This is a genomic window from Butyrivibrio sp. INlla16 (genome assembly GCF_900104155.1).
Lineage (GTDB): Bacteria > Bacillota > Clostridia > Lachnospirales > Lachnospiraceae > Butyrivibrio.
Genome location: NZ_FMYB01000059.1, coordinates 1 through 19,636, shown reverse-complemented (window position 1 = coordinate 19,636; position 19,636 = coordinate 1). Strand labels below are relative to the sequence as shown.

The window sequence follows — 19,636 nt, the reverse complement described above, 5'->3', positions numbered from 1 at the left end:
TATCCACAGGCTGGGGGTATTTTTTCCCCGGAACCCTTTTCGATGTACGCTTGTACAGGTAATATGAATCACCTTTTTTCTTGATGGTAGTCCCCTTAACGCGTTGTGCCTGAACCCATTCTGGATATACTTTTTCAGTCTTCATACCTTCCTCCTTTCGTATAGGTGGCGTATACCTATACTTTAGGTATATTATACCTCTACAGAGCAGAAAAAGGAAGAGGGAAAAGCACTTTTGTATAATGCTTTTCCCTCTAAGTTTCATCGCTAAAAGACCCTATATTTATTTTGCTTCATGAAACAACCCTATTTGTTAGATGAAAGGATGGGAAACGTATGAGTAAAGTTAAAGTAATATTTTGGAGTGGAAGCGGAAACACTCAGGCAATGGCAGATGCTGTTGCAAACGGAATAACAGGCGCAGGCGGAGAAGCAGAAGTAGCTTCCTTCAGTTCAATCAGTCCTGCTGATGCAGCAAGTGAATCAGTTATAGCTTTCGGATGTCCCGCAATGGGCGCCGAAGTTCTTGAAGAGAGTATCGTTGAGCCCTTCATGGCAGACTATGAGACCAAGTGTAGCGGCAAGAAGGTTGCACTCTTTGGTTCCTACGGATGGGGTGACGGCCAGTGGATGAGAGATTGGCAGGACAGACTTGTAGCTGCCGGAGCATCCATTATCGGCGGAGAAGGTGTAATCGCCAACAACGCTCCCGATGATGATGCAATCTCACAGTGTGAAGAACTTGGAAGAATGCTTGCACAAGCGTAAAGCGCACTAATCCTTCATACATGTTTCTTAAAAAGAAATGAGACCGGAAAACGATCAGATCACTCCCGGTCTCATTTCTTTTTCTTAACCTTATTGCTTTTTATAGCCCGTATACATTGTAAGTAAAAAACAGATTACTGTAGCCCATGCGAAAAACTTATGGTAATTCATGTTACCCCCTCTCATTGTCCTCTCTTCTAAGATTCGTCATACTGTGAAGCCCCAGCGCTATAGTTGAGCCGTTATGTAGCGTAGCGCTCGTGGCAGGCGCTATGGTTCCAAGAAGTCCCAGTGCTATTAGCCCCAGGTTGAATCCCACAACAAAGCGATAATTGAAACGAATTCGCTTCATAAGAAGCCCGCTCAGTTCCTTCAAGGTAATAAGCTTGTACAGATCGTCCTCTGATATCATGACATCCGCAATCTGTCTTGCAAGCTGTGCGCCTTCACTTATTGCAATACCGCAATCCGCTTCCGACAGAGCCGGTGAATCGTTGATTCCGTCTCCGATCATGACAACCGTATGACCCTTCGCCTTTTCCTGCTGAACAAATCCTGCCTTCTCCTCAGGCAGAACCTCCGCATAATATGAGTCAACTCCTACCTTTTTAGCTACTCTTTTAGCGATATGTTTAGAGTCACCGGTCATCATGACGATGTTCTTAAAGCCTGCCTCATGCAGTTTTTTAATAACATCCGGAGCTTCAGGCCTAAGCGGATCCTCCAGGCAGATTACCGCCGAGAGCTCCCCGCCTATAGCCAAAAACAGCCTTGAATAACGCTTTGATATATTATCAAGCTTGTCCTGCTCTCCTTCAGGAATAGTGCACGCTTCATCCTCCATGACAAAGTGCCAGCTTCCGATTACGACCTTCTTATCCTCAATGGTTGATGCTATTCCATGAGCAACGACATATTCCACTTTGCTGTGCATCTCATTGTGCTCAAGCCCTTTTTCTGCAGCCCTTGCAACCACAGCATTCGCAATGGAATGAGGATAATGCTCCTCGAGACATGCCGCTATCCGAAGCATCTCGTCCTTGTCATTCCCTGAGAATGTGACTACATCCACAACCTTCGGAGTAGCCATAGTAAGCGTTCCTGTCTTATCAAAAACGATTGTATCCGCATCGGCGATAGCCTCAAGGAATTTTCCTCCCTTTACGGTGAGGTGGTTATCCTGGCACTCACGCATAGCTGACAACACGGTTACCGGCATCGAGAGCTTTAGTGCACAGGAAAAATCAACCATTAGAACCGACAGCGCTTTCGTTTGGAAGCTGCTCCCGCGCCGCTCATTGCATCGTTAAATGCTATTGAAAGGTTTCCGCCTGTGAAAAGAGCACTGATTACGCCAATCGCACCCTCTTTTCCTACAGCAGAAGCTATGAATGCTATAAACAGCTGCCAGCCAAGACCGAATATCTTGGTTATGGGCTCTATTGCTGTACCAATGCGGTATAGAATCGGCTGTGTTCCCGGAACAAACGTGTAACTAAGGAGCCAGAAAACGCCGCACACCAAAAGAACAACACTTGCTACACGCTTAAAGGTATCACCTGTTCTTCCAAGAACGTATCTAAGGAGCGCCCCGATCTTCGGCTTATGATAGGGCGGAAGCTCCATGATCATTCCGTATCTGTCACTCTTTTGAACCAGTTTTCTTCCGAATATCTTAGCTGTTACCCACATATGAAGAATCATTGTAAGAAGTATTACCACAATGACAAGTACCGCGCCGGGTCCAAAGAAAACTGCCGAAAGCATAGGTATTACCGCCCATGCTGCTCCGCAGGGAACCGCCCAGGCAAGCGCAATAGTCAGAACCTTCTGTCCCCAGTTATCGATTACTCTTGCTCCGGCAGCTCCACCCATCGTACATCCAAAACTTACAAGGAAAGGCATAACCGATTTTCCCTGAAGCCCGAGCTTTCCCATTGTATTGTCGAAAACATAGGAAATACGTGCCATTACGCCCACTTCTTCCAATAGTCCGAATACAAGTGTTACTCCGAATACAAATCCCAGCATCTGGACAATATATGAAAATGACTGGATTACTACAGTGCAAATTATCTGAATCAGAATATCAGGAGCTCCGGCTGATGTCAGAGTAGAAGTAACCGGCGCTTTCAGTGCCGCAATACCCTGACCTATTCCCATAAACGGAAGAGCGGGAATGAAAGAGGCAATGAGTCCCAAAAGAACAGTAAGGATAACCGCAGGTTTTCCCCACACTTTACTGAGGTATATCTTATCAAGTTTGCTGAGAGCAATATTTTCCTTCCTGGAAGTCACGCATCCGTCCAAAATCTCGTCTATCCACTTGAACTTACTGCTTCCGGTTGCAATAGCTCCCTGACTCCTGTCACATATATTTACAACGTTGGTGTAATTCTCATGTGTCAGCTTGGCCTTCAATAAAGAAAGGACCTGCTTATCCCCTTCCAGAGCCTTGACTGCAAGCCACATCGAGGTATATCCGGGTATAAGATTATCGGGAATCAGTTCCTTTAAAAGAGAATATCCTTCAATCTTTTCATACTCGCTTTCAAGGGCGGAAACGTTGATCTTTGCCTTTTCCTTAACGGCACGCTCCATTATCTCGTAGTATGGTTCGTACTTCTTACCTTCTGTAGCAGAAAACAGAAGCACCGGAATTCCCAGCTTTTTCTCAATAGCCTTAACATCAATGGACTTTCCCTGATCCGAAGCCACATCCGCCATGTTCAGAACAAGGAAGCTCGGTACATCTATGCCCGCATAATCCGCAGTCATAAAGAGGCTTCTTTCAAGCTGTGAGCTGTCCGCAAGAATACATACGACATCAGCTTTTCCCGAGGAAATGTACTCTCTTGTAATAAGCTCTTCATCTGAATTCGCCGTGAGACTGTATGAACCCGGCAGATCCGCCACAGCACATTCCATACCTTTATAAGAAAAGCTCCCTTCTTTTTTCTCAACCGTCTTCCCCGGCCAGTTGCCTACATGCTGCCTAAGACCTGTAAGAGCATTAAAAAGCGTCGATTTTCCGGAATTAGGCTGCCCGAGCAGTGCTATAGTAGCTGTACTCATACTGCCACCTCCCTTACATCAATGCCCATACATTCATTTCTGTTAAGCGCAATCATTGTATCTCTTGAGTAAATCAGCATTGGCCTGTTTTTATCATTCCTGATGACCTTGACGGTGCATCCCGGAGTAAGACCTATAGATGTAATCCTGCTCACAAACCTCGCATCCCCCGACAGTTTCTCAACCACTGCCTGCTTATTCATAGAAAGCTCACTCAGACTCATACTTTCCTCCTTCATAAAAAATAAAGTTAGCTTTAACTAACTATTTATGTTAGAATAGACTAACCAACAGTTCAATATTACTATTTGAGAATATTTATCAGTTAAAGGAAGAAATACAGATGTCTAATATTTTTGCAGCTATAATCATTGTGGCAATCATAGCTTTCTCACTCAGAGGATCAATCAAACACTTTAAGGGCGAGGGAGGCTGTTGCGGAGGCGGAAACTCAGTGGTCAAGGAACCCGATAAAAAACTCGACAATCCCGTCATCGGCAAAACCACTCTTAAGGTTGAAGGTATGCACTGCGAAAATTGCAGAAACAGAGTAAAGCGCGTGATAAACAGTATCGAAGGAGCCTCCTGCAAGGTGAACCTGAAAAAGGGGCTTGTCGACATTGAATATGACAGAGATATCAATCCCGACATTTTCATTAAAGCTATTGAGAACCTTGATTTTCATGTTGTCTCTACTTTGTAGTCTCATCATCACGCAGCAAAAATTAACGAAAAAAGCAAAAATTCGTCGTCCAGAAACAACTATTTTATCGAAAAATAAGTTATAATTATCCCGAAGAAAGTTTTTTATTGACGGGAGGTTATAACATGATAATGAAAAAAGACAATTCTATTCGTAAGAGGGTGCAGTCTGTCATAATCGCGGCAGCCATCGCTCTTACAATCATTCCGGGGACATTTGCCATTGCCAAGCCTATCACAGCACAGGCAGCAACAGAGTCTATAGTCAATTCACTCAGCGAAAACGAGAGAAAGATCTACGACGCTTATCAGTATCTGGATACCAGGATCAAAGAGAAAGATGTCGAGATTACCGCTAAGAACAAATCCGAATTTGATTCAGCCGGATTCTATACAATGTATACCGGCGCTGAGGAGAGAGTTAAGTACTCAGCAGATGATTTGAAGTATGCCCGCCGCGCTTATATCTATTCCAATCCGCTTGAGATTGCTGGCGCCATGGCACAGATCAAATTCCTAACCATCAAGGGCAAGGACAACAAGTATTCCTGCTACGCATACCTTCAGAAAACCGGTGATAACGATTACACCGGCGAGACAAAGGCACTCAAAAAAGCAATCAAGAAAATCATGAAGAACATTGACGAGGACACCAACTTTGTCATGGAACTCCAGTGCTTCGACATGGTTATCAACAATACCACTTATGCAAAGATTGCAATCGACAACAAGGATCTGAAGAATACAGCATATGGTGCATTAGTTCAGCATCGCGCATCAACACAGGGTTATGCCCTTGCATTTGCTGCACTTCTTGATGAGCTTGAAATCAACAACGACATTCTGTTCAACAGCTACAGATGCTGGAATCAGGTAAAAATTGGAACCAAGTGGTATGAGACTGATCTTGTAGCCTGCGATAAATCCACAAAAGGAACTGTTGATTATACCTGCTTCAACACTTCTCAGAAGAAGATGAAGAGCTATGGTCTGACACGTGTGGACTATTGCACAAAGTTCCGTGAGTCAAAAGGATCCAATTCAACAACAAAGAGCAAGCTCCAGAAATACAGTGAGGAAATGTTCAAGGATTCCAAGAACTTTACACTCGGAGTTCTGAACCCGGATAATTCCGTAACACGTACTACTCTTCTTAGCACAGAGCAGACAGTTACACTTGTTCCTGTTTTCATTGACAATTCATCGATGCTCAACTGCAGCATGATTCTTAAGAGTCTGACCATCACTACCAACCCTGCAGAGAGCGCATTTACCTGGACTCAATGGACACCCAAGACACCTAAAATCACACTTACAAAGAATGGTCCGGGCGCAAGCAGAGTTCTCAGTGTTGTAATGGTCTATGATGACGGCACAAATGAAGGTACAGCCATCTCCTTCAACGTTAATCTTGTTGATCAGGATAACACAACCGGAAGCTTTATTTACAAGGTTATAGATGATGATAATGTTTCACTTGTAAAGTGCACCAAGAAAACAATAAAGAATGTAAACATCCCTTCAACTGTTGCAGTTGACGGAAAGAGCTATAAAGTTTCAAAGATTGAAGCAAATGCCTTCAAGAAATGCTCAAAGCTCGAAACAGTAATGATCGGTGCAAATGTTAAGGAAATCGGCGCTAATGCCTTCTCCGGAAAGACCAAGCTCATCAGAGTTGAAACTCAGGGCTATGTTCTTAACACCTTAGGAAAAAATGCATTTAAGTCAGCTGATGCCAACACCTTCTTCCTTCTCAAAGCTACAAGCTATTCAAAGTACAACAAGCTTGTAAAGAAGTTTAAAAAGGCCGGCGGTTCCAAGGCTGTTTATAAGTTCAGAAAATTCTAATAGGCGTATCCGCCGGGTACACAGCATATAATAAGAGCTGCACTCCTGAATCATGGAGTGCAGCTTTTTTCATTCTGATACAACAAAAATGACAGATATTGATTTCTCAATATCTGTCAAGGAAATGATGTTTTTCGCCATCTGCTGTTTTGTAGGCAACTATCGCATTAAGGTGGACATTCTCAACGCTCTTAAAAATATTAGCCTCTATGAAGGGGCTTCTCTCACGAAGCTCTGCGATAAGCTCCTTTATCTCAGCACGCTTACTTCCCTTCTCGGTACCGCCGCAGCTGGCACAACTCTCTGTGAGGCGGCAGGCGCAGTTGATGAAGGTCAGATTATTGTATTCTCTCCATTTTTTAATGCTCTCCTCGCGAATCAGATAGAGGGGCCTGATGAGTTCCATGCCCTCAAAATTCGTGCTGTGAAGCTTGGGCATCATGGTCTGGAACTGCCCGCCGTATAGCATTCCCATGAGAATCGTCTCGATAACGTCATCGTAGTGGTGCCCAAGGGCAATCTTGTTGCAGCCAAGCTCCTTAGCCTTACTGTAAAGTGCTCCCCTTCTCATTCTCGCGCACAGATAACAAGGCGATCCACTCTCATCAGCCACGATATCGAAAATATCCGAATCAAAAACGGTTATCGGAATCTGCATGAGCTTAGCATTATTAAGGATCGTGGTGTAATTGATGTCGTTGTAACCGGGGTTCATAACCAGGTACACCACATCGAAATACTTCTTTCCATGCTTTAGAAGTTCCTGGAAAAGTTTTGCCATCAGCATTGAATCCTTACCACCGGAAATGCAGACCGCAATTTTGTCGCCGTCCTTAATGAGCTCATAGGTGTTGATAGCCTTTGTAAACTGGCTCCAGAGGTCTCTTCTGTACTTCTTGATGATGCTTCTCTCAATTTCCCTGCAGCGCTTCTCCTGCTCTTCTTCATCTGAAAGCTGGTGCTCTATGGTGTATTTATAATAGCTGTAAATTCCGCTCTTTATGCTGTAAATCTCATATCCCTTGGGTGATAGTACCTCGCACAGCTCATCCGAGTACTTTCCGGAGTAGCAGATAAGATAAATCGGCTCATCCTTCGGGAGCTCATCAATTCTTTCCCTGAACTCTTCCCTCGGAATATTTACAGCCTCCGGTGGCGAGTTTTTCTCAAATTCTTCGCTTTCCCTTATATCTATGAAAAGCTTCTTCCTGTCATCCGACAGCATTTCTTCGTAGGTTTTTGTATAATTCATTGGCACTTCTCTCTACATATAGAAGGGGAGCTTAGCAGCTCCCCAAACTGTTTTTAACTTATGCTTGCTGACAATTACGGGATGTATGAAGTACATCATCCTCAAAAAAGTCCGGCTGACTAATTATAAAGCGTAGCACATCTGATGACAACAAATTATCCGTTTTATTCAAAAAATCGGCAACGATTCTGATACGCTCAGGTTTTTTCTTTACATATGCCATAACACTGTCTATAAATTCAAAATATGCATCCGGTATGGATGTAAGCTTATTATATATTTCTTCCATGCTTGAAACTCCTTTCACAATATAGTTTGTATTTATCTCACTGATAATTTTGCATACTCCTCAGGCTCAAGGAAATACGATTCAAACTCAAATGGCTTTCCGTTTGAATCAAGCCTAAAAATTCTTGCCATTAAATATCCTTTCCCTAATTCTACCATAATTATCACATAGCAGAAGTAGAATAAAAGGATTAATTCTTCATTTCGGGCCTCATAAAAATGGAAAAATGTCGAATCGACAAAATTAGGAAAATAAAAATCAATGAGTAATATATCAGAATAATTATTTTATTGCAACATCGTTTTTTATGAAGCATCCAGTTTACTCTTTTTTAATAAATAGGGCACAATTTACAACTATTATGAAAGTTGTTATTGTTATAAACTTGTATATTAAGAGGATGTAAAAATATTACTTATGAGGGCCTAATGTTTTGAAACAGATCCTTGTTGAATTAAAAGAAATGCCTGAACTCAATATTCAGGTTGATGAGATCATAAAGACCTGGGAATCCGGCAAATATAAGCAGGTACTTTTTCATATTTACAGCGGTATGGAGGCGGAAAAGTTTACGGCTTATGCTGCCAAGAGACTTCAGAAGCTGTTCCCTGAAGCGGATATCGTAGGCACTATGTCAGCCGGAGAAATTATGGACGGACACCTTATCAAAAAAGGTATCCTTATTGGCGCGCTATTTTTAGAAAGCACAACGGCAGAAGTATTCCGCTATGACAATGTTAAAGGAAATGAACCCTCTGTCGGCCGAAAAATAAAGGAACAACTTGACAGCATTTCCGAGATTAAAGCTGCTGAGCTCCTACTTCCCGGTACAGAGTTTGATACAAAAGAATTATTCGACGAGATTGATGAATGTGACAAATCCATTAGGATTTTTGGCGGCTATTCAGGCGGTCATACGATGAATTCTCCGGTGCACTATGTGTTCGATGCAAGCGGAATTATGTTTGATTCCATACTGGTAACAACCTTTGCCGGCAGCGATTTTCATATAGATATAGACAAGGTTACCGGTTGGGAGCCTCTGGGAGTCCCTTTCACAGTTACGAAGGCGGATGGTCACAAACTGATAGAGCTTAATGACAGACCGGCTTCCGGGATCTATGAAAAATTCCTTGAGATTGACAGAAAGCTGGATAGTAATGCTAAGGAAGGATATACCTTCCCTCTTCTTGCAGAATATAACGGCGAAGAGTGGCTAAGAAGTGCCATTCACATAGAAGAGGACGGTTCTCTTAATATGCACGGCTCCGTAATGGAAGGGATGGATATCCAGCTTTCCTACGGAAATCCCGCATCAATCGTTAAGCAGGTTAATGAGCGACTTGAAAAGGTTCACGATTTTAAACCGCAGGCAATTTTCATTTATTCCTGCATCGTCCGAAAGGCGTTCTGGGAAAGATATGTTGATCTGGAGCTAAAGCCCTTCGGGCAGCTATGTTCAACTACCGGTTTCTATACCTGGGGCGAGGTCATTCGCGATACAGAATCGGGAGAGATTGTTGAGCATAATGTGACGCAGCTTTCCATAGCTATGCGCGAGGGAGAACCCTCTGACGAAGAACTTCCCGCGGTACAGGTGGATGATTCCATACTAAAAGGGCCTGCTGCGCAGATGAGAAGGCTGACAAGTCTTGTTTACACGACCATGGAGGAACTCCAGAAAGCACAGAAAGACCTTCAGGTACTAAATGAAAAATTAAGGCTTATGGCAGATAGGGATGCTCTCACCGGTCTTTTCAACAGGGGAAAGACCGAGGATATTATCTATGGTCTTCTTGATGAAACAGCCAAAAACGAAACACCTCTCAGTCTTCTGATGATAGACATTGATTACTTCAAGAGTATAAACGATGAATACGGCCACCATACCGGAGATTTGGTATTGAAGGAAACTGCAGCCCTTTTGGATGATGCCGCGGGCGGCGTTCCGGATGGGCAAGCGGGAAGATGGGGCGGAGAAGAGTTCTTCGTCATACTTCCAAATACCGGAAGTGAAGATGCGATGTCTATAGCTGAGGCTCTTAGGAAAAGAGTAGAAAACCACGATTTTCCCGATGTCGGACACCTTACCATAAGTCTCGGAGTTATTACAGTTAGTAAACGTGTAAATGCAAAGGATATGTTCCTTCGAGTTGATAAAGCATTGTATGACGCCAAAGAAGGCGGCAGAAACTGTATAGTGAAAGTTGAAATGTAAAACCATTAACGTAGGAAACCCCCACCGCTTAGCGGTGGGGGTTTCCCATTGGTTAGATATTCAAATTCCTGTCGGAATTTTTTACTGTTGTTCTTCCTCTTCCTTACGTTTCTTACCTGTTACAAGGAGTGTTGCTACTGCTCCGGCTGCGATAAGAAGAACGATTATTCTGGAAGTGTTGGTGTTGTCGTCGGTTCCTCCACGTCTTGCGCCAAGTACCTTCTTCTCTTCTTCCTGGTCTCTCTTTGCTCCGAGAACCGCCTTATCATCAGCGGGATTTCTCTTATCTCCGAGTACCTGAGGATCACCTGTGTTGTCGTTATTGTCGTTGTTATTGTTGTCATTATTTCCGGGTGTATTACGACGTCTTCTAGGTGTATCATCGTCATCATCATCGTCGTCATCGTCAGGTGTAGGCTTCGGATCGGGCTTAGGATCAGGCTGAGGATCGAGCTGTTCAGGATTCTTGGTAACAATACTGTAAACCACGATATCTGATGCAGGCATTATCATCTTCTGGCTTTCAGCGCGAACATCCGTCTTACCTGTAATGAAATCTGCAACATCACCAAAGAAGTTTAGTATCTTTCCAAGTGTTGAAGGAGTTTCCTTGGCAACTTTTTCCATATTCCAAAGGCCGAAGGTGTATCCATCTACTGTCGGAAGATCAGGACACATAAACTCTTCACCGCTCATAGCGGTTCTGTTATGTGTTGCAAGCTCTGTTACAAGTGCATCCCAGTTTGCGGGTTTCTCAACACCCTCTGCAAGTCTGTATTCATAGGTAATGTTATAAATAACTGCCTTGAACTTAGCCTTGAAGGTTGTATCTTCGTATGTATAATACGTAGGTTGTTCACAAACTACATTTGTTGCGCTGTCAATATTTTCACTCTTATTAAGATTAGCGATAACCTCTTCGGGCTTTAATTGTTCCTTAGCGCCCTCAATAAGAACATCTGTCTCAACGCCATTAACCTTCTTTACTACATACCAACCATCGAATTCATATCCTGTTTCAGGCTGTGCGGTAGAACCTGTAATCTTTTCGGTGCTCCGAACATTGTCTGTGTCCATAGGATTGGTTGTTTTTCCGCCTGCTTCTGCTACATAGTATGCATTGTAGGTATCATCGCTGGGTGCAAATCTTGCTTCGAAAGCTGTCCACTGATAAATACCATCAGGGAAGAGCGCCTCAAGCTCGCTTGCGATCTTTTCAGGTGAAAGTACAAGGTCTGTTGTTACAAGTTTTCCACTGTAACCGCCATCACCATCGCCTCTATCCTCAGTATTTGGCAGATCATTATACATATACCATCCGATGAACTTGTAACCGCCGTCGGGTTTAGCGGTAGAACCGATTATTCCTTCAGTAGTGCGAACCCAGACTTCTTCATCTGTCTCATGTACATAATCGGAAGGATTTTTTGTATCGGATATGAGACCGTTATCATAGTTTCCGTCTTCTGACCTTCTTACATAGTAGTCAATCCTGTATGTATCCTCAGGATTCTTTTCCCAGATAGCATAGAGCTTATCTTCACCAGGTGTAAGTTTATAATCAGTGCCCTCTGCGTACTCTTCTCCGGGATTCTCATCCGTAGGTTCTGCTACTGTATTCCATGTTACAAACAGGTAACCGGGGTTATAAAACTCATTGTCGCTTACAATTACACGCTGATCCACCTTACCTTCTGTAGGATCCATTTCTCCGAATCCGCCGTTTGCATCATAGAAAAGCTTATCGTCTTTTGCTTTCCAGATTGCATAGACCTTATCTTCTCCGGGTGTAAGTTTATAATCGTCTCCTGCTTTATACTCTGTTCCTGTCTCTGTCTCAGGATCTGCTACTGTATTCCAGCCTACAAATTCATAGCCGTCTCTTTCAAATTCGTTAGCCTTTACCGTTACATTCTGATCAACCTTGCCTTTGGATGACTCCATTGTTCCGGTTCCGCCGTTTGCGTCGTAGACAAGCTCGTCATCCTTTGCTTTCCAGATTGCATAGACCTTATCTTCTCCAGGTGTAAGTTTATAATCGTCTCCTGCTGCATATGCTGTGCCGCTCTCTGTCTCAGGATCTGCTACTGTATTCCAGCCTGCAAAGTCATAGCCGTCTCTTTCAAATTCGTTAGCCTTTACCGTTACATTCTGGTCAACCTTGCCCTTGGACGATTCCATTGTTCCGGTTCCGCCGTTTGCGTCATAGATAAGCTCGTCATCCTTTGCTTTCCAGATTGCATAGACCTTATCTTCTCCGGGTGTAAGTTTATAATCGTCTCCTGCTGCATATGCTGTGCCGCTCTCTGTCTCAGGGTCTGCTACTGTATTCCAGCCTGCAAATTCATAGCCGTCTCTTTCAAATTCGTAGCCTTTACCGTTACATTCTGATCAACCTTGCCCTTGGATGACTCCATTGTTCCGGTTCCGCCGTTTGCGTCGTAGACAAGCTCGTCATCCTTTGCTTTCCAGATTGCATAGACCTTATCTTCTCCGGGTGTAAGTTTATAATCGTCTCCTGCTGCATATGCTGTGCCGCTCTCTGTCTCAGGGTCTGCTACTGTATTCCAGCCTGCAAATTCATAGCCGTCTCTTTCAAATTCGTTAGCCTTTACCGTTACATTCTGATCAACCTTGCCCTTGGACGATTCCATTGTTCCGGTTCCGCCGTTTGCGTTGTAGTTGAGCTCGTCATCCTTTGCTGCCCATACTGCATAGAGAATATCATCTTCCGGAGTAAGCTTATAATCTCCACCATCGGCATATGTAGTACCGGGATTTGTCTCTGTAGGATTCTTTTCTGTGTTCCATCCTATAAAGTCATATCCGTCTCTTGTGAATGTATGTGTAGCAATAGTTACTGTCTCATCTACCTTACCGGGCGTATCAGCCATGGTGCCGGTTCCACCATTTGCATCATATGAAAGCTTATCATCATCCGGTGTCCACATTGCATAGAGAATGTCATCTTCAGGAGTAAGTTTATATGAATCTCCTGCAGCATATTCTGTGCCGGGTTCTTCCTCTGTAGGCTTTGCTACAGTATTCCAACCCGCAAATGTATAACCGTCCTTTCTAAATCCATTAGCCTTTACTTCTACTTCTGAGTCAACCTTACCCTTAGAAGGATCCATAGAACCTTCACCGCCGTTTGCGTTATAGACAAGCTCATCATCCTTTGCTACCCACATTGCATAGACGATATCTTCTCCATCTGTCAATGTATATGGATCACCATCCTCATACTGTACACCGGGTTCAGATTCTGTAGGATTTGCAACTGTATTCCAGCCTGCAAAGTCATAACCGTCTTTTGTAAATGTATGTGTAGCAATAGTTACGCTTCCGCCAAGCTTTCCTTCGGTAGGATTCATGCTGCCGGTTCCGCCGTTTGCGTCGTACTTCAGCTCATCCTTCCAGATAGCATAGACAACATCATCCGCTTCGGTAAGTGTGTACTCTTCTCCGGGTGCATATGATGTTCCGCTTCCATCAGCCTTGGTATTCCATTCAAGGAATTCATAGCTGCCATATTCGAAGCCGTTTTCTGCTACTTCAACCTTTCCGCCAAGAGCTCCGTAAGTAGGATCCATTGATCCTGTTCCACCGTTTGCGTCATAGGTCAGCATATCTTCCCAGATTGCATAGAGAACATCATCAGCGTCAGTAAGAGTATATGTGCTGGAATTAGGCTTATAGCTGTCTCCACTGCCATCCGCCTTAGTATTCCACTCCTTGAATGTATAGCCGTTATAGCTGTAAGGACACTCGATTACTGTAAGAGCTTCGCCTACTTCACCGGGAACAACTGTATCAGCATCGGAAGAATTATTATTAGCCTTGTATGTAAGCTTATCTTCCCAAACTGCAAACATTGCCTGATAAGGCATAGCCTCATCTGCAGCTACCTCTGTAGCACTCTTTCCTTCATATGTAAATCCGCCATCTTCATATTTAATGAAAAGATCCGTAGTGCTCTGTGTCCAGTTGGAGGATCCTGTCATGAAGGCATCTGCTGCTTCCTTGTTTCCTCCCATGTCAACTCTTGCCCAACCCTTGAATACATAGCCTGTGCGGGTAGGCGGAGCCTGAATTGCAACTGCATCATTTATTTTAAGTGTACTGTCACTGTAATTTGCAGGTACTTCTATAGTATCCACATGGAATGCTGCTGTTCCATCATTGACAAACCATGGAATGAATGTAGGTGTAGCTTCCCCTATAGGCTTATACTTTGCTCGAAGTCCAACAGTATATTTATAGAGCTGCTTACCCTCGCTGTTTGTACCATCCGGCTCCTTCTTAGCTTTTTCTTCATTAACTTTGAAAACATCTCCGGGAAGTACTGTTTCCTGAGTATCAACGTATTTTTCTCCATCCCAAGTCTGCAATACCCAGCAATCAAACTGGAATTTAGCAGGAGTTGTAGGAGCAGGGAATGCTATAGCATCCGCATTGTCCACATAGTTCTTTTGATCAGCTCTGGTACCGGAACCTACTTTGTTAACCGGATCATAAAAATCATATAGAACATGAATACCTTCTTCGCTATCAATGACCTTTCTCCACTTTGCATAAAGGTCAAAGCGTTTGGTTATCCAGAATCTGCTCGCATCAGATGTACCGGCCTTTTCCGAATCCGGATAAGGTGTTGTAACCGTACTATCATTAAGAACGTATGCATCCTTGTTAAATACGTGTGAAGGTGTGCATTCTTCGTCGGTATACCATCCAACAAATACGTATCCGTCCTTAACACCTGTAGGTGAACTTACCTTTCCGCCATACTCCACACGGAAGTCCATAGCCTGGCCTTCACCCCAATCAGCGCCCTCCATGTTACCATGCAGGAATACACGATACTGAGTCTGGCGCCACTTAGCGTAGACACGAATACCTCCAACCTTCATCGTAGCGTTGTCAAATGAATAAGGAGTATTACAGGTTGCATCAGTATACCAGCCCGCAAATACAAATCCGGCCTCTCCCTGAGGAAGATCGGGCGTATAATCCTTAAGATCTGCCGGTAATTTTGCTTCCTGTCCTATAGGGTCGCTCTCGTGAAGAAGATTCGCATCATGGCTGTAAATCAGATTACCGCCACTTCCGTTATCATCAAAACCATCAACATATTTGCCGTCCATGAACTCAACTTTGTACTTAATACGATCATAGACATAGTTGATATGATAAACGTTATCTCTCACCCATCTGCTGTCATTAGTCCAGTCCTCATTTCTTCTTCCAATATACTGATATCCTGTATACTGCGGAGCGTTCTGCTGTCCGACATCAGTATTACTTGATCTGGGCGTTACTACCTCAGCTTCATAGTAAGTCTTTCCATTATATTCATGTGTATTCTTGCCTGTGATATCAACTCCGTCAACAAGCTCATACCAGATATGATAATTCCAGTTATAGTAGCTATTGAAACGAATGATAAGGAAGTTACCGTTGCTATCATTGGTTGCACCCAGTATCTTCTCATCAAGAATTGAAATCTTACCCTTTATTGTTCCATCACCACCAGCTGAAGGATTAGGCTTAAGCTCTGTTCCATTCATCATGATGAAACTAACCGGCTGACGGTCATTGGATGTACCCTGAATCTGATCATAGGTAGGCCACTTTGCACTGATATCTTCACCATAATATGCATGAAGGATAAAGTAATATCCGGTATATCCGCCAATAGTATCACTTCCCATGTATTCAGGATTAGTCGTGTATGTCTGCTCAGGATGATTACGATTATCATTATGCCATGTGGCTATTCCCCAGGTATTCTGACCTGCTGCAGAGTTATTGGCATAGGAATATCTGTCACCATTAGTTCCGGGTGTTCTGTAATAATAGAATTTAAGATTATACTCAATTCTGTCAAAATAGATATTCAGAACAGCATCACCCTCAGGTGTAATCTTTACCTCTTTTTCAGGCTCTTTAGCACAGAAGCCTTTATAATGCTTTTCAACATTCTTTCTGTTACCGATTCGCACATAATCCTCATCTGTGTTATCCACAATCTGATAAGGAATATTCTCGCCAACAGTTCCTTCATTCTCAATATACGCTTCCTTTAAGTCATATCCTGATCTTTCAAGGTTCTGCGTCCACAGAATAACTGTATAAGGAGCCTTGTCCTTAGCCGTCCACTTAGCATATATTGTTGTGTTTTCACTTAATGTCTTGCCAAATTCAAACGCTTCTCCAAAAGTAATACTTCCATCTGATCCTACCGTTCCATAGTACCAACCACCAAAGTTATATCCATATCTGGTCATCTCAGTAGCAGGTCTGGGTTCATGAGTAATATACTCATCGGTGGGAACTTCGCCTTCGTATGAAGGAGTAAATTTCTTAACAAACTGAGGTGCACAATAAGTAGCACCCTTACCGTTTTCATTAAAGACAAGCCAGTGTCCCTCAGGTGAATTAACTGAGAAGCCCACATCGCCTTTAATAACTATTGCAGTGCCATTATCGAAAACATCCTTATCCTGGGGGGTATAATCTGCCTCACCTTTCTTAACAATGTTTTCAGCACCCTTTGTTGCAAACCATCCCTGGAAATCATGCTCATCATCCTCAGGTGAGTATCCCATGTTAACTACATAATCGCAGTTAAGTGCATCACCTGTTGCATATTCAGGATACTCTAACTTGTCCTGTCCAAGAGCTGTGCCGCCATTATCATAATATGTCACCATATGCTGTTTGAAGAGCATCGCATAGTAGGTAACCTCATCACCATCATTTGCAGGCGGAAGCATTCCGGCTACTTCTGTCCTGACATCAGAAATGGTGAGAGCGGTTGTATCTTTCTTATACTCCTTTGTCTGTGTCCAGCCCTTGAAAATTGCTCCATCGGGAACATCACCGGCACCGGGATCATAGAGAACCTGCTCCATGTCATCGTCCTTCTTAACATACATGGAAGCAATCTCGTCATCGCCATTATTAAAGTGAACAAGTAAGCGATAGTCATCAGTGTTACCAACAACTACATAAATTGAGAAATCGCTGGAACTAAATTCAGCTGTATCTCCGTTTATGCTTGCATCAGAAACAACATTCGCATCTCCGTCATCAGAAATGTGAACTACCTGTGCTTCATCGGATTCTGTGATTACCTTACTGTGAAGCTGTACCTTGATAGGCTTTTCGGGCTCGATATCCTTATCCTTGTAGTAGAAAGTGATATCAACAGCTGCTGTGCTTTCAGCCTCAACGCCTGCTGCCTGTGCAGCTGTATCAAGGATGGCCTGATCATATACAGCAGTAACCTTCATTATGGTGCCTTCAGGAAAAGCTCCTTCTCCGGCTTCAACGTGAACGCTGATATCTCCGGCCTCATCATCAAAGGTTACAGCCGGCATATCAACTTCGGGCTCAGCCTCTACCGCAAGCTTTTCGAAGTTAGCTGTGAAAACAGCACCCTCAACGGTCTGCTCTGCTGAAGGAACAAAAGTTGCTTCCTCTCCTACTACTGTAGCGGCAGCATCTGTCCAGTTTGCAAACTTATAGCCTTCATCAGCTATAGCTGTAGATCCGGCAGCAGCCTCTGTAACTGTCTCAGTTTCTACAGATACTTTACCGCCTTCAGCTGCAACATAGCTTATCACGATACCCTGAGGTGTCTCAGCTGCAGGTGCTTCAGCTTCTCCAGCCTCGGCAGGTGCCTCTTCAGGCATTACTGCTTCGCCGTTATCCTCTGTTGGTGTCTCTGCTGAAGGTGTCTCCTCAGCGGGAGTATCTGCTGCAGGAGTTTCCTCTTCGGGAATCTCTGTAGGCTGTACTTCCTCTGTGGGCTGTGCATCAGGATTCTCCACATTTTCAGCAGGCTCTTCTACCTGAGCTTCTTCTGCCGGTGCCTCTGCTTGAGGCTCCTCTACCTGTGGTTCTTCCTGTACAGGTTCCTCTGCCGGTGGTTCCTCTACTTGAGGCTCCTCTACCTGTGGTTCCTCTACCTGTGGTTCCTCTACCACCTCCGGTGCCGGCTCTTCAGCCTCCTGCACATTCTGTTGTTCTGCGCCCTGGGGTTCCCAGAGCCCGTTTTCGTCTGATAGACCTTGCTCGATTGCATCTACGTCTGAATTAGCGCGAGCGCCAATGCTGTTGTAGTCTGACCCGAAGGTCGTAAGAAGGACTACAAGAGCCATAAATGCAGCAAGTTTACGTGCGATATTCTTACGCATGACTTTTTCTCCCCTCGATAAAAAAGTTAACTAGTGCAATATATATTATTATATGAAATTTTCTTTCAAAATAAACTACCAAATATGAAATAATCAATTCATAATTCGTACTTGACAAGTTGAGAATTTCGTGAAAATAGGTCTATATCATTTCTATTGTATGCAAAAGAGCTGCCATATGCAGCTCTTAAAGAACAATTTGTGCTATTTTCAGATAATTATTTTAATTTGTTTTTGAAAAAATATTGCAAGAAAATGATTGACATTTTTCAGGACTTTTGTCAGCCATTACTTCTTATTCCAAATATATCCGATTGCAGCTCCGACAATTCCACCCACAATATGTGCTGTGTTAGAGATATTATCGTTTATGAAAACCCCGTCTATTATCTGCTGTCCTATAAATATGATTGCAACAAGAATGAAAGTAAGCGGGATTTCTCCGCCTTTGAAGCCTGTGAAGGAAGTCATTACGATGAATGCAAATACAATTCCGCTAGCTCCGCATAGTGCAACAGTAGGGAAAAACATTGAATTTACGATTCCCGTTATAAGAGCGGTAACAAGTATAACAACAACAAGTTTTGCTGATCCGTACTTTTCCTCAAGCGCAGGTCCAAGCAGAAGTATATAGGACATGTTGCCGATGAAATGCTCCCAGCCGGAGTGTCCCAGCGTATAAGTGAAGAATCTGAGATAGGTGAGCGGCGATCGAAGATCCGATCTGTAGGTTGTGAAAAATGTCTGTGTGCTGGCTCCATGCGTTACTATTCCCAGAAGAAGGACTGCAAAACTAAGCAGTGCAAAGCCAAGTACAACAGGTGCGTTAAATGTTATCTTTAGTTTTTTCATTTTCCCAAATCCCCTTTAGTAAGCAATGATTTTATGTAATCATATCACATTTTTCTCCTAAATATCAGATAAACCAAGGCCGGTATAGGGTTGTTTCATGAAGAAGTTTTTGTGCAGGAGAATGCCATAATCAGGTGGAGTAGTTGCTTTTTGAGATGTTATTATCCTATATTCAGCATAAAAAAGCGCATAGTTATCCCTATGCGTCATCAAAAGGAGTAAAGGTATTGTTATTCTCAAAAATCAATACATACTGGGAATTGGTTCAAAAATAAACTTTGCCACACATGTAAGATCCGAGTCCACTTCATCCATTATATCTATCATCTGTATCCGGTTCACAGGATCTTCTAATTGCATCAGCCTTGCTACGTTATATGATATTTTTCGCAAAACGGATAAAGCATCTTTGCTCTGTCGGGCAACGCATT

Annotated in this window: 12 protein-coding genes and 1 pseudogene; 4 read left to right on the top strand and 9 right to left on the bottom strand. The window is 43.4% G+C overall.

The genetic code is table 11. The features are described 5' to 3' along the window. Positions 1-336: 336 nt before the first annotated feature. Positions 337-768, top strand: coding sequence for a flavodoxin (locus BLR42_RS19145; RefSeq protein ID WP_091872615.1), 432 nt, complete (start codon positions 337-339; stop codon positions 766-768). Positions 769-940: 172 nt separating this feature from the next. On the opposite strand, the pseudogene BLR42_RS19140 reads toward BLR42_RS19145, so the two are convergent. The 3 genes and pseudogenes from BLR42_RS19140 to BLR42_RS19130 form a co-directional block, all read right to left on the bottom strand. Continuing rightward, positions 941-2,041, bottom strand: a pseudogene (locus BLR42_RS19140) (HAD-IC family P-type ATPase); the annotation flags it as partial. After that, positions 2,020-3,843, bottom strand: coding sequence for a ferrous iron transport protein B (gene feoB, locus BLR42_RS19135; protein ID WP_242879437.1), 1,824 nt, complete (start codon positions 3,841-3,843; stop codon positions 2,020-2,022). The pseudogene BLR42_RS19140 and the gene feoB, both read right to left, overlap by 22 nt. Then, positions 3,840-4,067, bottom strand: a complete 228-nt coding sequence (locus BLR42_RS19130; RefSeq protein WP_091872610.1) for a FeoA family protein — start codon at positions 4,065-4,067, stop codon at positions 3,840-3,842. Before BLR42_RS19130 ends, feoB begins: the two co-directional genes overlap by 4 nt. A 119-nt stretch (positions 4,068-4,186) precedes the next feature. Between BLR42_RS19130 and BLR42_RS19125 the strand changes: the two genes are divergently transcribed. Next, positions 4,187-4,546 carry a heavy-metal-associated domain-containing protein gene (locus BLR42_RS19125; RefSeq protein ID WP_091872607.1) on the top strand — a complete coding sequence of 120 codons (360 nt, stop codon included), beginning with the start codon at positions 4,187-4,189 and terminating at the stop codon, positions 4,544-4,546. A gap of 125 nt (positions 4,547-4,671) precedes the next feature. After that, positions 4,672-6,393 (top strand): leucine-rich repeat protein, encoded by a 1,722-nt coding sequence (locus BLR42_RS19120; protein WP_091872605.1) that lies wholly within the window; start codon positions 4,672-4,674, stop codon positions 6,391-6,393. Between the two features lie 106 nt (positions 6,394-6,499). On the opposite strand, the gene BLR42_RS19115 is transcribed toward BLR42_RS19120, so the two are convergent. Then, positions 6,500-7,645, bottom strand: coding sequence for a PP-loop family protein (locus BLR42_RS19115; protein ID WP_170832880.1), 1,146 nt, complete (start codon positions 7,643-7,645; stop codon positions 6,500-6,502). A gap of 58 nt (positions 7,646-7,703) precedes the next feature. Further along, positions 7,704-7,934 (bottom strand): hypothetical protein, encoded by a 231-nt coding sequence (locus BLR42_RS19110; RefSeq protein WP_022763237.1) that lies wholly within the window; start codon positions 7,932-7,934, stop codon positions 7,704-7,706. Between the two features lie 433 nt (positions 7,935-8,367). On the opposite strand from BLR42_RS19110, the gene BLR42_RS19105 reads away from it, so the two are divergent. Then, a complete protein-coding gene (locus BLR42_RS19105) occupies positions 8,368-10,152 on the top strand; it encodes a sensor domain-containing diguanylate cyclase (RefSeq protein WP_091872602.1) in 1,785 nt (594 codons plus the stop codon). An 81-nt stretch (positions 10,153-10,233) separates the two neighbouring features. Here the strand turns inward: BLR42_RS19105 and BLR42_RS19100 are convergent, their stop codons facing one another. From BLR42_RS19100 to BLR42_RS23020, 4 genes are all read right to left on the bottom strand, one after another. Next, complete coding sequence (locus tag BLR42_RS19100; protein ID WP_278289410.1) at positions 10,234-12,363, bottom strand: InlB B-repeat-containing protein; 2,130 nt, start codon at positions 12,361-12,363, stop codon at positions 10,234-10,236. A 110-nt stretch (positions 12,364-12,473) separates the two neighbouring features. Continuing rightward, on the bottom strand, positions 12,474-18,353 hold the full coding sequence (locus BLR42_RS19095; protein WP_091872597.1) for an InlB B-repeat-containing protein: 5,880 nt from the start codon (positions 18,351-18,353) through the stop codon (positions 12,474-12,476). 288 nt (positions 18,354-18,641) lie between these two features. Continuing rightward, positions 18,642-19,205 (bottom strand): rhomboid family intramembrane serine protease, encoded by a 564-nt coding sequence (locus tag BLR42_RS19090; RefSeq protein ID WP_022762321.1) that lies wholly within the window; start codon positions 19,203-19,205, stop codon positions 18,642-18,644. Positions 19,206-19,448: 243 nt separating this feature from the next. Then, on the bottom strand, positions 19,449-19,636 hold a 188-nt coding region (locus tag BLR42_RS23020; protein ID WP_207648562.1), incomplete at its 5' end, for a hypothetical protein.